This is a genomic window from Actinophytocola sp., from assembly GCF_049647105.1.
GTDB lineage: Bacteria > Actinomycetota > Actinomycetes > Mycobacteriales > Pseudonocardiaceae > Actinophytocola.
The window spans coordinates 1-15136 of record NZ_JBARWZ010000296.1 but is presented as its reverse complement, the minus strand read 5'-3'; the positions used below and the strand labels follow the sequence as shown (position 1 = coordinate 15136).

Annotated in this window: 17 protein-coding genes; 9 read left to right on the top strand and 8 right to left on the bottom strand. The window is 69.9% G+C overall.

Features of this window, described 5'->3' with window-relative positions; translation table 11 throughout:
- Positions 1 to 32 precede the first annotated feature (32 nt).
- Positions 33 to 1070, bottom strand: a complete 1038-nt coding sequence (locus WBA97_RS35960) for a fatty acid desaturase family protein (protein WP_424235480.1) — start codon at positions 1068 to 1070, stop codon at positions 33 to 35.
- Positions 1071 to 1409: 339 nt separating this feature from the next.
- Here WBA97_RS35960 and WBA97_RS35955 point away from each other — a divergent pair, with 339 nt between their 5' ends.
- Entirely contained in the window at positions 1410 to 2252 is an 843-nt protein-coding gene (locus WBA97_RS35955) for a DUF1684 domain-containing protein (RefSeq protein ID WP_424235479.1), read from the top strand.
- A 29-nt stretch (positions 2253 to 2281) separates the two neighbouring features.
- Positions 2282 to 2965, top strand: coding sequence for a GNAT family N-acetyltransferase (locus tag WBA97_RS35950; protein ID WP_424235519.1), 684 nt, complete (start codon positions 2282 to 2284; stop codon positions 2963 to 2965).
- On the opposite strand, the gene WBA97_RS35945 is transcribed toward WBA97_RS35950, so the two are convergent.
- The gene (locus WBA97_RS35945) at positions 2931 to 4175 is read right to left on the bottom strand and encodes an NAD(P)-binding domain-containing protein (RefSeq protein WP_424235478.1); all 1245 of its coding nucleotides are present in this window, start codon (positions 4173 to 4175) and stop codon (positions 2931 to 2933) included. The two genes, WBA97_RS35950 and WBA97_RS35945, sit on opposite strands and share 35 nt — an antisense overlap.
- 14 nt (positions 4176 to 4189) lie before the next feature.
- Positions 4190 to 4747, bottom strand: a complete 558-nt coding sequence (locus WBA97_RS35940; protein ID WP_424235477.1) for an OsmC family protein — start codon at positions 4745 to 4747, stop codon at positions 4190 to 4192.
- A 97-nt stretch (positions 4748 to 4844) separates the two neighbouring features.
- On the opposite strand from WBA97_RS35940, the gene metX reads away from it, so the two are divergent.
- From metX to WBA97_RS35925, 3 genes are read left to right on the top strand one after another with little or no spacing between them, the layout of a single operon-like run.
- Positions 4845 to 6044: a homoserine O-acetyltransferase MetX gene (gene metX / locus WBA97_RS35935; RefSeq protein WP_424235476.1), complete on the top strand. Its 1200-nt coding sequence runs from the start codon at positions 4845 to 4847 to the stop codon at positions 6042 to 6044.
- A gap of 31 nt (positions 6045 to 6075) precedes the next feature.
- Positions 6076 to 7419 carry an O-acetylhomoserine aminocarboxypropyltransferase/cysteine synthase family protein gene (locus WBA97_RS35930; RefSeq protein ID WP_424235475.1) on the top strand — a complete coding sequence of 448 codons (1344 nt, stop codon included), beginning with the start codon at positions 6076 to 6078 and terminating at the stop codon, positions 7417 to 7419.
- On the top strand, positions 7416 to 7898 hold the full coding sequence (locus WBA97_RS35925; protein ID WP_424235474.1) for a CoA-binding protein: 483 nt from the start codon (positions 7416 to 7418) through the stop codon (positions 7896 to 7898). Before WBA97_RS35930 ends, WBA97_RS35925 begins: the two co-directional genes overlap by 4 nt.
- Positions 7899 to 7902: 4 nt before the next feature.
- Here WBA97_RS35925 and WBA97_RS35920 read toward each other — a convergent pair whose 3' ends face one another.
- From WBA97_RS35920 to WBA97_RS35910, 3 genes are read right to left on the bottom strand one after another with little or no spacing between them, the layout of a single operon-like run.
- Positions 7903 to 8112, bottom strand: coding sequence for a DUF4177 domain-containing protein (locus WBA97_RS35920; RefSeq protein WP_424235473.1), 210 nt, complete (start codon positions 8110 to 8112; stop codon positions 7903 to 7905).
- Positions 8113 to 8156: 44 nt separating this feature from the next.
- Positions 8157 to 8735, bottom strand: coding sequence for a TetR/AcrR family transcriptional regulator (locus tag WBA97_RS35915; RefSeq protein WP_424235472.1), 579 nt, complete (start codon positions 8733 to 8735; stop codon positions 8157 to 8159).
- A gap of 9 nt (positions 8736 to 8744) precedes the next feature.
- A complete protein-coding gene (locus tag WBA97_RS35910) occupies positions 8745 to 10172 on the bottom strand; it encodes an MFS transporter (protein ID WP_424235471.1) in 1428 nt (475 codons plus the stop codon).
- Positions 10173 to 10411: 239 nt separating this feature from the next.
- Between WBA97_RS35910 and WBA97_RS35905 the strand changes: the two genes are divergently transcribed.
- Genes WBA97_RS35905 through WBA97_RS35895 form a run of 3 tightly spaced genes read left to right on the top strand, consistent with a single transcriptional unit; the run spans position 10412 to position 13376 of the window.
- Positions 10412 to 10630 carry a hypothetical protein gene (locus tag WBA97_RS35905; protein WP_424235470.1) on the top strand — a complete coding sequence of 73 codons (219 nt, stop codon included), beginning with the start codon at positions 10412 to 10414 and terminating at the stop codon, positions 10628 to 10630.
- Positions 10631 to 10685: 55 nt separating this feature from the next.
- Positions 10686 to 12950: a catalase gene (locus tag WBA97_RS35900; protein ID WP_424235469.1), complete on the top strand. Its 2265-nt coding sequence runs from the start codon at positions 10686 to 10688 to the stop codon at positions 12948 to 12950.
- 12 nt (positions 12951 to 12962) lie between these two features.
- Complete coding sequence (locus WBA97_RS35895; protein WP_424235468.1) at positions 12963 to 13376, top strand: ankyrin repeat domain-containing protein; 414 nt, start codon at positions 12963 to 12965, stop codon at positions 13374 to 13376.
- A 44-nt stretch (positions 13377 to 13420) separates the two neighbouring features.
- Here WBA97_RS35895 and WBA97_RS35890 read toward each other — a convergent pair whose 3' ends face one another.
- Both WBA97_RS35890 and WBA97_RS35885 read right to left on the bottom strand, forming a co-directional pair.
- The gene (locus tag WBA97_RS35890) at positions 13421 to 13858 is read right to left on the bottom strand and encodes a DUF6292 family protein (protein WP_424235467.1); all 438 of its coding nucleotides are present in this window, start codon (positions 13856 to 13858) and stop codon (positions 13421 to 13423) included.
- A gap of 77 nt (positions 13859 to 13935) precedes the next feature.
- Positions 13936 to 14379: an Hsp20/alpha crystallin family protein gene (locus WBA97_RS35885; RefSeq protein ID WP_424235466.1), complete on the bottom strand. Its 444-nt coding sequence runs from the start codon at positions 14377 to 14379 to the stop codon at positions 13936 to 13938.
- 105 nt (positions 14380 to 14484) lie between these two features.
- On the opposite strand from WBA97_RS35885, the gene WBA97_RS35880 reads away from it, so the two are divergent.
- On the top strand, positions 14485 to 15093 hold the full coding sequence (locus WBA97_RS35880) for an HSP18 transcriptional regulator (protein ID WP_424235465.1): 609 nt from the start codon (positions 14485 to 14487) through the stop codon (positions 15091 to 15093).
- Positions 15094 to 15136 lie beyond the last annotated feature (43 nt).

Genomic DNA, 15136 nt, shown 5'->3' with positions numbered 1-15136 from the left:
GGTGCGTTACGGGAGGACAGCCGAGGGCGGAGTCACTGGGGAGTGCCCGCGCGCAGCGGGGCACCCACCTGATGGAGGTAGCGCAGCGTCTGCACGTAGGAGTCGATCAGCCCGGTCTCGGTGTAGGACACGCCCAGCTCGGCGCAGTACTGCCGCACGATCGGCTGGGCCTTGCGCAGGTGCGGGGAGGGCATGCTCGGGAACAGGTGGTGCTCGATCTGGTAGTTCAGTCCACCGAGCGCGTTGTCGATGAACCAGTTGCCGTGCACGTTGCGTGAGGTGAGTACCTGGCGGCGCAGGAAGTCGGGGCGGTCCTTGCCGGTGAGCGTGGGCATGCCCTTGTGGTTGGGCGCGAAGATCGAGCCCATGTAGACGCCCCACAGCGCCTGGTGCACGACCAGGAACAGCACCGCCTTGCCAGGGGACAGCACCAGGAACAGCATCGCCAGGTAACCGGCGAAGTGTGCGAACAGGAGGGTCGCCTCCAGGGCGCGCCGCTTCAGCTTCGGGTCACCCAGTGCCCGGACCCCGGCCACGTGCAGGTTGAGTCCCTCGAGCGTGAGCAGGGGGAAGAACAGGTAGGCCTGCCTGCGCCCGATGAACCGGGGGATCCCTCGGCTGGCCCGTGCCTGGCCATCGGACCACACCAGGACGTCCGGGGTGACGTCCGGGTCCAGCTCCTCGTGGTTCGGGTTGGCGTGGTGGCGGGTGTGCTTGTCCATCCACCAGCCGTAGCTCATGCCGATGCCCAGGTTGCCCGCGATGAGCCCGGCGATCTCCGTCGGCCGCCTGGTGCGGAACACCTGCCGGTGGGCGAGATCGTGGGAGACCAGCGCGACCTGCCCGAACAGCACGGCGAACAGCACCGCGATGAGCAGCTGCCACCAGGTGTCACCGAGCGCGACGAACGCCGCCACCCCGCCCCCGTAGCACGCGGCGAGCAGGCTGATCCGGGCGAGGTAGTAACCCGGGCGGCGGCGTAGCAGTCCCGCCTCGCTCACGCGTCGGGACAGCTGGGCGAAGTCGCTGCCGGTCGATGACGCGACCGGGGGAGCGGCGGGAGATGTCATGCTGCGAACCTTGCCTTATGTTCTCGGGCTGTGGCAGCCGGGTGGCACCCGGCTGGACAGGGGGGTTGTCCCCATGCCGCCCCGGGAGTGTGTCGGAGTGTCCGTCCACATCGTCCGGTTCAACGGGCCGAGGTCGCGCGCAACACCTGTCGCGCCACTGTGCCATGTCCCGGCCGGTCGCCGTCGCCTGACCCGTCTCCAGGCTCGGTGTCCGGCGGCGCCGTGCGAAGCGGGCCAAAGCACGGTATAGGGCGTCCCACGATGCGATCGTCGTTGCCGTTGGTCGTCGACGACCGCATGCTCTGAATGGTGGCCCGGTCATCCAGAGCGGGAGGAACGATGAGCACGAACACCACGCAGTACGCGAACTCCGCGCGTTTCGCGCACCGGTGGCAGCAGTGGAAGGTGGCCAGGGAGCGGGAGCTGGCTCACCCGCACGGGTGGCTGGCGCTGGTGTCGCTGGACTGGCTGTCCCACAGCCCGCAGGAGTACCCGGGCGCGCCGGGTACCTGGTGGCAGGACCGCGACGCCGCCTACGTCGACCCGGGCGGCGCGGAGCTGACGGTCGGTGGGGAACCGGTGACGGGTGTGCGCCGGTTCGAGCTGGTGAACAGCGGGTCCGGGGTCCGGGTGGCGGCCGGTGAGGTGGAGATCGAGGTCGCCCGCCGGTCGGGCTACCTCATCCGGGTGCACGACCCGAGCGCACCGGCGTTGGCCGGCTTCGCGGGCGTGCCGACCTACGACCCCGAGCCGGCTTGGGTGATCCGCGGCCGGTTCGAGCCGTTCGAGCGGCCACGTCCGGTGACCGTCGGCGCGGTGGTCGAGGGGCTCAGCCACGTCTACCTCGCTCCGGGGCTCGTGCGGTTCGCGCACGACGGTGCCGAGCACACGCTCATCGCGTTCAACGGGCCACGCGGCGACGGGCTGAGCATCCTGTTCACCGACGCCACGAGCGGCGTGACCACCTACGCCGCGAACCGGGCACTGGAGCTGGAGAGTCCGGACGACGGCGTGGTGCTGCTCGACTTCAACCGCGCGAGGAACCTGCCCTGCGCGTTCACCGACTTCGCCACCTGCCCACTGCCGCCGCCAGGCAACAATCTGCCGTTCGCGGTGACCGCGGGTGAACTCCTGCCCTACGAACGCAGGCGCGACACCCCGGATCCCAGACACGCGTCGTGACGGAGACCGGAGTGACACTCGACCACGCCGTGGTGTCCATATTGGACAATCCGGTATGGACAGCGCTGACCGGCCCGCACGCACACTTCGCCGAGCGCGCGGGCCAGGCGGTGCGCTACCGCGCGGACGTCGCGCCCTTCACCGCCGTCGCAGAGCCCGCGGGTGAACAGGCGTGGGCGGACCTGCGCGCGCTCGCCGGTCCCGGTGCGGTGGTGGTGGTCGCCGGCGGGTCCGCCGCGCCGCCGGAGTGGGAAGTGGTGGAGGAGATCTCCGGTGTGCAGCTGGTCGACGCCGGGGTGGCGGGAGCACCCTCGCAGGCGGCGGAGCGGCTCGCCGCGGCCGACGTGCCGGCGATGACGGCGCTGGTCGAACGCACCCGTCCCGGCCCGTTCCTGCCGAGGACCATCGAGCTGGGCACCTACCTCGGCATCCGCCATGGGGGTGCGCTCGTCGCGATGGCGGGGGAGCGGCTGCGGCTGCCCGGCTGGACCGAGATCAGCGCCGTGTGCACCGACCCCGCCTTCCGCGGCGAGGGGCTGGCCACGGCGCTGGTTCGCGCGCTCGTCATGGGGATCCGCGGCCGCGACGAACGCCCCTTCATGCACGCGGCCGCGTCGAACACCGCCGCGATCCGCCTGTACGAGTCGCTGGGGTTCCGGATCAGGTCACGCCCGACGTTCACCGCTCTGCGGGTTCCGCCAGGTACCGCGTGAGGTGGTCGATCACCTCACGCGCGTCGTCCTCGATGCCGTGGATGAACGTGGACTTGCGCCGTCGCAGCACGGGCAGACCGAGTGCGTACAACCCGGGGCTGTCGACGATGCCGCCGTCATGGTTCAGGTGGCCCTTCTCGTCGACCACGGGAACGTCGAGCCAGGTGTAGTCCGGCCGGAAACCCGTTGCCCACACGACGGTCCGGATCTCACCGCCGCGCAGATCCAGCCGCAGCCGCGTCGACGCGGGCACGTGTGTGGACTCGAAGCGTTCCGCAGGTTTGACGTCGGTGTCGGTCCCGGAGGTCCTCGCCCACTCGTCGAAGGTGTTCAGCAGACGTTCCATCTTGAGGTCGGCCAGCGAGATCACCGCGCGGAGCCCGCCGGAGAACAGCATCTCGCCGTCCCGCACGGCGGCCGAACGGCCGACCAGCTCGACGCCCATCGCGGTGAGCGCGTTGATGTCGAGCGTCGCCCGCTCCGGGGTCCCACTGAGCTGCGGCGACGCCAGTCTCCTCGCGCGCGTGAGGTCGGGTACCTGGTCGTACCGGGTGTCCCACACACCGGCGGCGTCCATCCACCACAACACGTCGCGGCCGCGGTACGTGCGCGGCAGCCGCACGTGCTCACCGGCGGACAGGGTGACCTGCCTGCCCGATCGCTGGAGCTCGGCGGCCAGCTGCACGCCGGTCGCCGACGCGCCGACCACGAGGACACCGCCATCGGGCAGCCGATCGGGGCCGCGGTAGCCGAACGGGGTGACCTGCTCGACGTCCGACGGCACCGCCTCGCTGAGCCGCGGCACGGCCGGCTGGTTGCAGGCGCCGCTGGCGATGACGACGGTCCGGCAACCGATCTCGCCGCGATCGGTCGTCAGGTGGTAGCCGTCGTCGGTGCGCCGCACGGAGGTGACGGTCGTGCCGGTGCGGACGGGTGCACGCGAGAGCGCGGCGAAGCGGTCGATGAACTCGACCACCTCGCCCATCGTCATGTAGCCGTCGGGATCCGGACCACCGTAGTGGTGGCCAGGTAACCGGCTCTGCCAGTTGGGAGTGAGCAGCCGCAGCGAGTCCCAGCGTTCCCGTCGCCAGGAGTTCGCCACCTCGCCGCGTTCGAGCACGAGGTGGTCGATCGCCCGCTCGCTGAGGAAGTGGCTCGCGGCCAGGCCGGCGTGGCCCGCGCCGATGACGACCGTGGCGGTGCGTTCCATGGGCGGACCAGGACTCAGGCGACCTCGACGGTGACGTCCGTCGGGTTGGTGAGCGCGTCGAACACGGCGGAACGCTTCTGCGACTGGGCGACCAGCGCCTCGATGTCCTCTTTGGACGCGTCCGCGTCGATGTTGAACGTGACCTTGACGCCGTTGTAGCCGTTGCGCACATCGCTGTCGGCACCGAGGATCCCTCGGATGTCGTGCGCGCCCTCGACGGTCGCCTCGACCGAGCGCAGCTGGATGCCGCGGTTCTGAGCGACGGACGCGACGCCAGCAGTCAGGCAGCTCGCCAGGCCGACGAGCAGGTACTCGATCGGCGTGATGCCGTGGTCCTCGGCCGCGAAGACCTCCGGGTGGTCGGCGGTGAACGTCGACTCGGCCTTGTGGGTTTGTTCCGCACCGAGCCCGAAGAAGTTCTTGACCGTCGTGGTGCTGTGGACGCCGTTCTCCCACTTCGTGGTCGCGCGCCAGGTGAACTGGGCGGCCTCGGGGGATGCCTTCAGCGCCTCGCGGGCGTCGAGCAGAGCCTGGACGTTGACCCCGTTGTCGATGCTGTCGATCGTCGTCATGTCACGGACCGTACACCCGCTCTGACCTGCTTCTCAGACTCCGAGACGCACTATTACTCCGGGTCGCGGGACGTGCCGGTCTGGCTATGATGCGGCCATGGTGCCCGCGTCGACGCTAGCGGCCGGATCGGTCGGCAGTGTGGAGACGCGATACCTCGATCTGCCTGAGCCGGTTCGGCTCGACTGCGGTCGGGAACTGCATCCCGTGCGCGTCGCGTACGAGACCTACGGCACCCTCTCACCCAGGCGCGACAACGTGATCCTGGTGTGTCACGCGCTCAGCGGCGACGCCCACGCCGCGGGCTTCTCGGCGGTCCGGCCGGTAGCGAGCACGCGGGACGGGTTCGGGGCAGAGGACCGCGACGGCGCCGTCGGCGGGGGACTCGGCTGGTGGGACGGGATGATCGGCCCCGGCAAGGCGTTCGACACCGACCGGTTCTTCGTCATCTCCACGAACCTGCTCGGTGGCTGCCGTGGCACGACGGGACCGTCGTCGACCGACCCCGCGACCGGCAGGCCGTACGGGGCGGACTTCCCGGTGATCACCGTCGCGGACATGGTCCGGACCGAACGCGCGTTCCTCGACGCGCTGGGCATCGAGCGGCTCGCGGCGGTGGCGGGTGGCTCGCTCGGCGGGATGCAGGCCCTCGAATGGGCCATTCTGTACCCCGATCACGTCGACGCCATCGTGGTGATCGCCAGCACCCACGCCCTCCACCCGCAGGGCTTGGCGTGGAACGCGATCGCGCGCGAGGCGATCACGCGTGACCCCGCGTGGCAGGGCGGCCACTACTACGGCACGGGCCGGACCCCCGACGCCGGCATGGGCGTGGCGCGGATGGTCGGTCACGTCACCTACCTCTCGGCGCCTGCCCTGCACGACAAGTTCGGCCGCAGGCTGCAGTTCGCCGACGACATCCGGTACACCATCACCGAACCCGAGTTCGAGGTGGAGAACTACCTGCGCCACCAGGCCGACTCGTTCGTCAAGCGCTTCGACGCCAACACCTACCTCACGATGTCGCGTGCGCTGACCTACTTCGACCTGGCGCGGCAGTACGGCGGCGGGTCACTGACCAGGGCACTCGACGGTGTCGCGGCGCGCACGCTGCTGATCACGTTCAGCTCCGACTGGCTCTATCCGCCGTCGGCGTCGGAGGAGCTCGACGACGCGCTGCGCGCGCTCGGCAAACCCGCCGAGCTGCAGCTGATCGAGGCGCCGTACGGCCACGACTGTTTCCTGCTGGAAGAACGACGACAGACGCCGATCGTCCGCCGCTTCCTGGCCGGCGGATGACCGCGACAAACTGGTTGAGGAAGAGGTATCGGTGACCGACGATTCCCCCCGTGTAGAGCCGGACCACGACTTCGGGTTCGAGACCCGGCAGCTGCACGCCGGGCAACGGCCGGATCCGAACACGGGTGCACGTGCGGTGCCGATCTTCCAGACGACCAGCTACGTGTTCGAGGACCCGGAGTCCGCGGCCGCCTACTTCAACCTGCAGGAGTACGGGAACACCTACTCACGCATCATGAACCCGACCGTCGCCGTGTTCGAGGAGCGCGTCGCGAACCTGGAGGGCGCGGCGGGCGCGGTGGCGTTCGCCAGCGGCATCGCCGCGCAGGCGGCCGCGCTCTTCACCCTGCTACAGCCCGGCGACCACGTCGTCTCGTCGCAGGCGCTCTACGGCGGCACGGTGAACCAGCTCAAGCACCTGCTGCGCAAGATGAACGTCGAGCTGACCTGGGTCGACCCCGACGACCTCGACGCGTGGCGGCAGGCGGTGCGTGCCGACACGAAGGCGTTCTTCGCGGAGACCATCGGCAACCCCGGCGGCAACGTGCTCGACATCGAGGCGGTGGCGGCCATCGCGCACGAGCACGGCGTGCCGCTGGTCGTCGACAACACCTTCGCCACGCCCTACCTGTGCCGCCCGATCGAGTGGGGTGCCGACATCGTGGTCCACTCGGCCACCAAGTTCATCGGCGGTCACGGCACCAGCATCGGCGGGGTCGTCACCGAGGCGGGCACGTTCGACTGGTCCAACGGGCGTTTCCCCGTGGTCGCGGACCCGTCGCCCGCCTACCACGGACTGCGGTTCCACGAGACGTTCGGCACCTACGGCTACCTGATGAAGCTGCGGGCCGAGACCCTGCGCGACCTCGGCGGAGCACTCTCGCCGTTCAACGCCTTCCTGTTCCTGCAGGGACTGGAAACGCTGTCGCTGCGGATGGAACGCCACGTCGAGAACGCGCGGAGGATCGCAGGGTTCCTCTCCTCGCACGAGCTGGTGTCGAGGGTGACCTACCCCGACCTGCCTGGAAGCCCGTACCGGCCCCTCGTCGAGAAGTACCTGCCGCGCGGCGCGGGCGCGGTGTTCTCGTTCGACTGCGCAGGCGGCCGCGCCGGGGGACAGGCGCTCATCCGCAACGTGGCCCTCTGGTCCCACCTGGCGAACGTCGGCGACGCGAAGAGCCTGATCATCCACCCCGCCAGCACCACGCACCGCCAGCTCGGCGACGAGGAACTACGTGTGGCCGGTGTCGGCCCCGGGACGGTGCGGCTGTCGGTCGGCACCGAGTCGGTCGAGGACCTGATCTGGGACCTCGAGCAGGGCTTCGCACACGTCGCCGCCCTCGGCGGCGTGGAGAAGGAGGTCGCGACAGCATGACGGTTCCGGTGCGCTACCAGGATTCCCTGGCGATCCAGCGGGTGCTCAACGCCGCGAAGACGATCGCGGTCGTCGGCCTGTCGAACAACGAGCTGCGGGCCAGCTACTTCGTCGGCTACTACCTCAAGCGGCACGGCTACCGCGTGATCCCCGTGAACCCCCGCGCGAAGGAGATCCTCGGCGAGACCAGCTACGCGAGCCTGCTGGACGTCGGAGAACCGGTGGACATCGTGAACGTCTTCCGCGCTCCTGACGCACTGCCCGAGATCGCCCAGCAGGCGGTCCAGATCGGCGCCGGTGCCCTCTGGTGCCAGTTCGGCGTGATCAACGCGACCGGCGGGCAGACGGCGGAGGACGGCGGCGTGACAGTGATCATGGACCGCTGCATCAAGGTCGAGCACGCGCGTTACGTCGGCCGCATGCACTGGCTCGGCTTCAACACCCAGCGCATCACCTCGGTTCGGGCCGGACTGCAGTAACTGGTTAGCCGACGCGCCGTTCGAACGTGACGAGCATGCCGTCCACGCCGCCGGGGCCGATCCGGCCCTTGACCTCGGCGTTCGTGACGGCCTTCAGCTGCCAGCCTTGCGCGGCGTACTCGTTGAGCAGCTCCTCGAGCTTCGCGCCGGACATCTTGCCGCCGATCATCTTCTCCCGCAGCTCGACGACTTTGTACTCGAACCGTTCGGTCATGCCTTCATGGTGGGGGAGGCCGAGGTCCCGCGCCCGTTCTGGCATCAGGCAGGCGGGGTGATGAGGTTCTGCAGCGGGGGGCCAAAGGTCGCGACGATCGCCTCCGGGGAGAGCGTCGTGACCCCGGGGAGCTTCACGGCGAGGCGGACCGCGCCGAGGCCGGCCAGCTGCGCGCAGATCATGGCGGTGCGCAGCGGCACGTCGGCACCGGTGAGGCGTGCCGCCAGCGGCTCGGCGAAGTGCTGCTGGAACGTGCCGGAGAAGTGGGCGCCGTTCGGTCGGAAGGCGGCCATGACCGCACGCAGGAACGGGTCGGAGCTGGCGCGGTCGTGCAGGTCGAGCAGTGTCCTGACGAGGTGCTCGCCGAGGTGGTCGATGTCGCAGTCCAGCAGCGCCGTCGCCTCGGCCTCGAACGAGACCGCCTCGGCGAACAGCTTTTCCTTGCTCCCGAAGTACTTCACGATCAGCGCCGCGCTGAAGCCGCTGTCCTGTGCGATGTCGCGCAGCCCGACCTCGGCGAACGCGCCGTGCGTGAAGCGCTTCCGTGCGGCCCGGAGGATCGCCTGACGGGTGCCGCCCGCCGCGTCAGCGGGGGCGGGCGGTGTCGAGGCGTCCTGGCCCATGGCGGGAGCCTACTGAGCCATCATGCCGGTGCGGGCGGCGACGGTGCCGGTCACATCCGTCTGCTCCGCGGTGGTGCGTGCGCTGCGCCGGATCACCGCCGTCACCGCCAGCGCGAGGCCCGCCGCGGCGAGGCTCGCGGCGGCCGCCATCCAGAACGTCACCTGGAACCCGGTGGACGACGGCACGACAGCGCCGTCGACCCGCGTCGTGTACACGGCGAGGAGCGTGCCACCGATCGCCGCGCACGTGCTGGTGCCGATCGTCCGCAGCAGCGAGTTCAGGCTGTTCGCCGACGCCGTCTCGGTCACCGGCACCCAGGCCATGATCAGCGTCGGCATCGCCGAGAAGCAGAGCGCGGTCCCGATCGACAGCACCATCAGCACGACCATGAGCAGCGGGATGCTGCCCGGCAGGAGTGCCTGCGCCACGTTGCCGACGACCATCACGAGCGTGCCGACCAGCAGCGTCACGTGTGCGCCCCGCCGCGCGGACAGCTTCGCCGACAGCGGCGAGAAGAACAGCATGCCGAGACCCATCGGCACCATGCACAGCCCGGCGACCATCACGGACACGCCGTGGCCGTGCCCGGTCGCCGTCGACGCCTGCAGCATCAGTGGCGTCATCATGAAGCTCGCGAACATGCCGACGCCGACGAGCGTGGTCGCCGTGTTCGTCAGGAGCACCACCGGCCGCGCGGACGTCCGCAGGTCCACTAGCGGTTGCCGCACCCGCAGCTGGTGGACGGCCCACAGGGTCATCGCCACGGCGGCCCCGGCGAACAGCCCGACGATCGCCGGGCTGCCCCAGCCCCACGTGCCACCCCGTGACACGGCCATCAGCAGACTCACCAGCCCGGCGGCGAGTCCCAGGGCGCCGACCACGTCGAACCGGCCGCCGGACCGCACCGGTGACTCCGGCACGAACGCCACCACCAGCGCGAGCACCAGCAGCGACACCGCGGTCGCCGCCCAGAACACGGCGTGCCAGTTCATGAGCTGGGCGATCACCCCGGCCAGCGGCATGCCGATCGCGCCGCCGACACCGAGGGTGGAGCTCATCGTCGCGGTGCCTGCCATGACACGGTCGGCGGGCAGCTCGTCCTTGAGGATGCTGATGCCGAGCGGCAGCACCCCGAACGCGGCGCCCTGCAGCAGGCGGGCGCCCAGCAGCGACTCGAACGACCAGCTCAGAGCGCCGAGCAGCGAGCCGGCTGACATGATCGCCAGCGCGATCGCCAGCATTCTGCGCTTGCCGAGCATGTCGCCGAGACGACCACACACGGGCGCGCACACCGCGCCGGCGAGCATGGTCACGGTGAGCAGCCACGACGCCGCGTCCTGGGACAGGTGCATCGTGTGCGAGATCTCGGGCAGCAGCGGTGCCACCAGGGTGTGCATGAGGGACACGGTGATACCGCACCCGCAGAGCACGATCATGAGCCGACTGGAATGAGCCGTCCTGGACGGTGAACCGATGTTCACCTCCCGAGTAAACCGCTGTTCACTCCGCGAGGTCAATCGATTGTGACGCGGCTGCCGGGGCACTGTTAGGTCGGTCGCCCCGGGTGGCGTGGTGGAAGCTCCACGGACAGGCGGCGATCATGGCAAGCGCGTAACCTCGCGGGTAGGTGCCCGGGACCCCGGTATGGCGTCATCGACCGATGGGACCACATCCCATGGCTATCGATCCGATTCTGAGCACCGTGCCGGTCGCGATGATCGCCGGGCCCCACCAGAGCACGGTCATGGCCATCCTGCGCGCTGTCGAGCTGGGACTGTTCACCGCCGAGGAAGCCGACATGATGATCGACCGGATCCGCGCGCACCTGACCGCCCGTCCGGTCGTGTCGCCTGCCAACCCGCTCGGTCATCCGAACGGGGTCACCGGTGAGTAGGTAAGGACAGCGCGGGTACAGCCCTCTGGCAGGTTCTCACCCCAAGGAGGATGCAGTGGCCCCCAGAAAGCCGGGCAAGCTCGTCAAGGCGGCGCTCGAGAAGGCGGTGGAGAAGGTCGCCGAGCTGGTGAACCCGCCGATACCCGGTGCCCCGAACAGCGAGCCGCCCTCCTTCGAAGAGCCGACCGAGCCGCGTGGGCCGCTGACCCCCAAGGCGGACCAGGACGGACCGGAGACGGTGACGCCGACGGGTGCGCGGACCGGTGCGCCGAAGTCGTCGAAGGGGCAGCAGGGCGAATACCTGACCACGTCGGCCGGCCTGCGGCTCCCCGACACCGACCACTCGCTGAAGGCGGGGGAGCGGGGCCCGACCCTGCTGCAGGACCACCACCTGCGCGAGAAGGTCATGCACTTCGACCACGAGCGCATCCCGGAGCGGGTCGTGCACGCACGTGGGTACGGCGCGCACGGCGTGTTCGTCGGCTACGGCACGGCGGAGAAGGTCTGCCGGGCCGCCTTCCTCGGCAACGGCGTGGAAACGCCGGTGTTCGTGCGGTTCTCCACGGTTGTCGGGTCGCGCGGGTCGGCGGACACGGTCCGCGACACCCGAGGGTTCGCGACGAAGTTCTACACCAAGGAAGGCAACTTCGACCTGGTCGGCAACAACATCCCGGTCTTCTTCATCCAGGACGGGATCAAGTTCCCCGACATCATCCACGCGGCCAAGCCGCACCCGGACCGGGAGATCCCGCAGGCGCAGAGCGCGCACGACACGTTCTGGGACTTCGTGTCCACCCACACCGAGGCCACCCACCACGTGCTGTGGCAGATGTCCGACCGCGCGATCCCCCGCTCCTACCGCACGATGGAGGGCTTCGGGGTCCACACGTTCCGCCTCGTCAACGCCGATGGCTCCTCCGCCCTCGCGAAGTTCCACTGGAAGCCGAAGCTGGGCGTGCACTCCCTGGTGTGGGAGGAGGCGCAGATGATCAGCGGTGTCGACCCGGACTTCCACCGCCGCGACCTCGCCGACGCCATCGAGTCCGGTGCGTACCCGCAGTGGGAGCTCGGCCTGCAGGTCTTCCCGGACTCGCCGAGACAGACGTTCGAGGGTATCGACCTGCTGGATCCGACGAAGCTCGTGCCGGAGGAGTTCGCCCCGGTGCAGCCGGTCGGGATGCTGACGCTCAACCGCAACCCGATGAACTACTTCGCCGAGACCGAGCAGGTCGCGTTCCACCTCGGGAACCTGGTGCCAGGGATCGACGTCACCGACGATCCCCTGTTCCAGGCGCGCCTGTTCTCCTACCTGGACACCCAGCTCACCAGGCTGGCGGGCCCGAACTTCAACCAGATCCCCGTCAACCGCCCGCACGCGCCGGTCAACGACATGTTCCGGGACGGCTTCCACCAGCACGCGGTGCACGCCGGTGTCGCACCGTACAAGCCGAACACCCTCGACGGCGGCAACCCGTTCGAGGCGGGCGTCGACGAGCGGCCGTTCGTCGAGGTGGCGCTGCCGCTGCAGAAGGCGGTGAAGGTCCGGCAGGCGCCCACGTCGTTCTCCGACCACTACACGCAGCCGAGGTTGTTCTGGCAGAGCCTTTCGCCGGTCGAGAAGGAGCACGTCGTGCGTGCGTTCACCTTCGAGCTCGGCAAGTGCTACGAACAGGTGATCAAGGAACGCGAGCTGCTGGTGCTGGCCAACGTCGACCGCGTGCTGTGCCAGGAGGTGGCCAGGGGACTCGGGCTGCCCGCGCCGGCCGCGACCGGGCGGCCGAAGAAGGTCACGCCGAGCTCCGCCCTGTCCCAGATCGGGCAGACGTGGCCGACCGAGGGGCGCGTGATCGGGATCGTGGTCGACCCCGCCGACCTCGACGGCGTGCGGGCCGTCCGCGAGACCATCCTGTCCGGTGGCATGGTGCCGCTGCTGATCGCGGCGACCGGCGGGCCACTCGACGCCGACAGCGGCCTCGTCGCCCAGCGCACCTTCCTCACCACCCGGTCCGTCGAGTTCGACGCACTGATCCTGGCGGGCAGCCCGCCACCCGGAGCGGACGCGGTGCCTGCCGCGGACGCGAAGGCAGGCGCGCCGGGTGGGGCCGTCGACCCGCGCGTGATCCTCATGATCCAGGAGTGCTACCGCCACGCGAAGGCCATCGGCGCGTGGGGGAGCGGGCGCACCGCGCTCGAGGCCGCCGGTTGTGCCACCGGGCCGGGCATCGTGCTCGACGACGACCCGGCGAAGCTGCTCACCAGCATGACGAAGCTGCTCGGCGCCCACCGCGTGTGGGAACGGTTCCCCGCGACCATCTCCTGAAAGGACCCGGTCGTGACCGAAGCGCTCACCGAGGAGGAACTCTCCTTCCTCCGCTCGATGTTCGACCTCGCCCGCGCCGGTGACACCGAGCGGCTGGTCGAGGTGGTCGACGCCGGGGTGCCGGTGAACCTCACCAACGAGGGCGGTGACTCCCTGCTCATGCTGGCCGCGTACCACGACCACCCGGACACGGTGCGCGCCCTGCTCGACCGGGACGCCGACACGGCACGCGTCAACGACCGGGGACAGACCGCGCTGGGGGCGGCGGTGTTCCGTCGCTCCCAGCGCAGCGTCACCCAACTGCTGGCCGCGGGTGCCGACCCTGCTCTCGGCGCCCGCTCAGCGTTCGACATCGCGCACTTCTTCGACCTGCCGGAGATGCTGGCACTCCTGCACGAACGGGCTGACGCTCGTTCGCAGCGGTGACCCCTGCTCCGTGCTGGCCTACGGGATGGCAGGCTCAACGTCCGCTAGGTGCTCCGTCCACGTAGGACGGTGTCGAGTTCGTCGAGTCCTTCTGCCGTGCGGAGATTCGCGGGTGCCAGGTGACCGATGCGGTGGTCGTCCTCGCGTAGTGCGGTGACGAACCGGGCGACGTGCTCGGGTGGCGGGACGATGGTGCCGTTGGAGTCGCCGAGGTAGCGGATGACGATGAGGTCGTGGGCCCGGTGGGGCTCGATCGCGGCCGACCAGCCGCGGACTTCGTCCCACAGCAGGGCGACGTCGCGGTCGGGGTAGCCGGGGAAGCGTTCGTCGAGGGCGATGTAGGCCGAGACGGGTGTGTCGTGGTCGACTGTGCAGGACTCGAGGCCGACGCCGAGTGCGGTCGTGACGTCGGCGAGGTAGGTCCGCAGCGCGGTGAGAGCGGGGTGGGGGTGGCCCGTCGGGAGGTCGAGCGATGCGGTCACGGGACGTACAGCCTTTCTCGTGCACGGCAACGCGGGGGGCGGACCGGCCGCTCGCCGGTCCGCCCACCTCACGGGGCTCAGGCCTGGATTTCTTTCCGGTCCTGCTGGGCGCCGTTGACCTCGATGCGCCGCGGCTTGGCCTTCTCGGCGATCGGGATGCGCAGGGTCAGCACGCCGGTCTCGTAGTCGGCGGCGATCCGCTCGGCGTCGAGGGTGTCGCCGAGGAACAGCTGGCGGGAGAACACGCCGAGCGGGCGCTCGGAGACCTGCATCTGCACGTCGTCGCTGCTGGGGCGCGGGCGGCGCTCGGCCCGGACGGTGAGGACGTTGCGTTCGACGTCGACCTCGATGGCGCTGGGGTCGACACCGGGCAGGTCGAAGCTGACCACGAACTCGTTGCCCGCGCGATAGGCGTCCATCGGCATGGCGGCCGGCTTCGACCAGGTTCCGGGGGTCGCGGCACCCAGCACCTGCTGAGCGAACCGGTCCAGCTCACGGAACGGGTCAGTGCGCATCAACATGGAAGTCCACCTCCTGGATTTGACATGTGCTGTCGTCAACACGCATGACTGTTCTATCATGTCATCGAAACGATGACAACTCTCAAGTCGTCGATGGGATGACAAATGGATGCGGATCCGGCTCGAGCGATGCGGAACGTGCACGAGGTGGTGCTGGCGGCCCGGAGTCACACCGTGGCGGCCGACCAACTGCTCGCCGCACTGACAGCGCTGCGCTTCTTACGCGACGAACTCGGTAACTGGGAACCGGAACTGATCGCGGCGGCCAGAGCGGGCGGGGCCAGCTGGGCCGCGCTCGCGCCCGCGCTTGGCGTGGCGAGCAGGCAGGCGGCGGAACGGCGGTTCCTTCGACTGCGACCCTCCGTCACCGGTGAGCAGACGGGGGAGGCACGGGTCGACGCGGAGCGTGACCGTCGGGCGGGAGACCGCGCGGTGGCGGACTGGGCCCGGCGCAACTCCGCGGTACTGCGTCAGGTGGCCGGTCAGGTCAGCGGCCTGGACGGGCTGGGCACCGCGGCCCAGCACACCGCCGACCGCGTCGGGGCGGCACTCGGCGATGACGACGTCACCACACTGCTGCCGAACCTGGCCACGCTCCGCGGCCAGCTGACCGCGGCGCACTCCGGTCTGGCCGACCGCCTCGGCTCGCTCAGTGATGACGCGGACCAGGTGCGCAGGGAGGCCACCGAGAAACGGCGCGACCGCACCACATGACTGGCGGCCGTCAACGGTCGTGGACATGGGAGAAGCGCTACCC

Coding starts and splice junctions, on each gene's coding strand:
- WBA97_RS35960 (WP_424235480.1), bottom strand. CDS start 1,070: ATGACATCTCCCGCCGCTCCCCCGGTCGCGTCATCGACCGGCAGCGAC.
- WBA97_RS35955 (WP_424235479.1), top strand. CDS start 1,410: ATGAGCACGAACACCACGCAGTACGCGAACTCCGCGCGTTTCGCGCAC.
- WBA97_RS35945 (WP_424235478.1), bottom strand. CDS start 4,175: ATGGAACGCACCGCCACGGTCGTCATCGGCGCGGGCCACGCCGGCCTG.
- WBA97_RS35940 (WP_424235477.1), bottom strand. CDS start 4,747: ATGACGACGATCGACAGCATCGACAACGGGGTCAACGTCCAGGCTCTG.
- metX (WP_424235476.1), top strand. CDS start 4,845: ATGGTGCCCGCGTCGACGCTAGCGGCCGGATCGGTCGGCAGTGTGGAG.
- WBA97_RS35925 (WP_424235474.1), top strand. CDS start 7,416: ATGACGGTTCCGGTGCGCTACCAGGATTCCCTGGCGATCCAGCGGGTG.
- WBA97_RS35920 (WP_424235473.1), bottom strand. CDS start 8,112: ATGACCGAACGGTTCGAGTACAAAGTCGTCGAGCTGCGGGAGAAGATG.
- WBA97_RS35915 (WP_424235472.1), bottom strand. CDS start 8,735: ATGGGCCAGGACGCCTCGACACCGCCCGCCCCCGCTGACGCGGCGGGC.
- WBA97_RS35910 (WP_424235471.1), bottom strand. CDS start 10,172: ATGATCGTGCTCTGCGGGTGCGGTATCACCGTGTCCCTCATGCACACC.
- WBA97_RS35905 (WP_424235470.1), top strand. CDS start 10,412: ATGGCTATCGATCCGATTCTGAGCACCGTGCCGGTCGCGATGATCGCC.
- WBA97_RS35885 (WP_424235466.1), bottom strand. CDS start 14,379: ATGTTGATGCGCACTGACCCGTTCCGTGAGCTGGACCGGTTCGCTCAG.
- WBA97_RS35880 (WP_424235465.1), top strand. CDS start 14,485: ATGGATGCGGATCCGGCTCGAGCGATGCGGAACGTGCACGAGGTGGTG.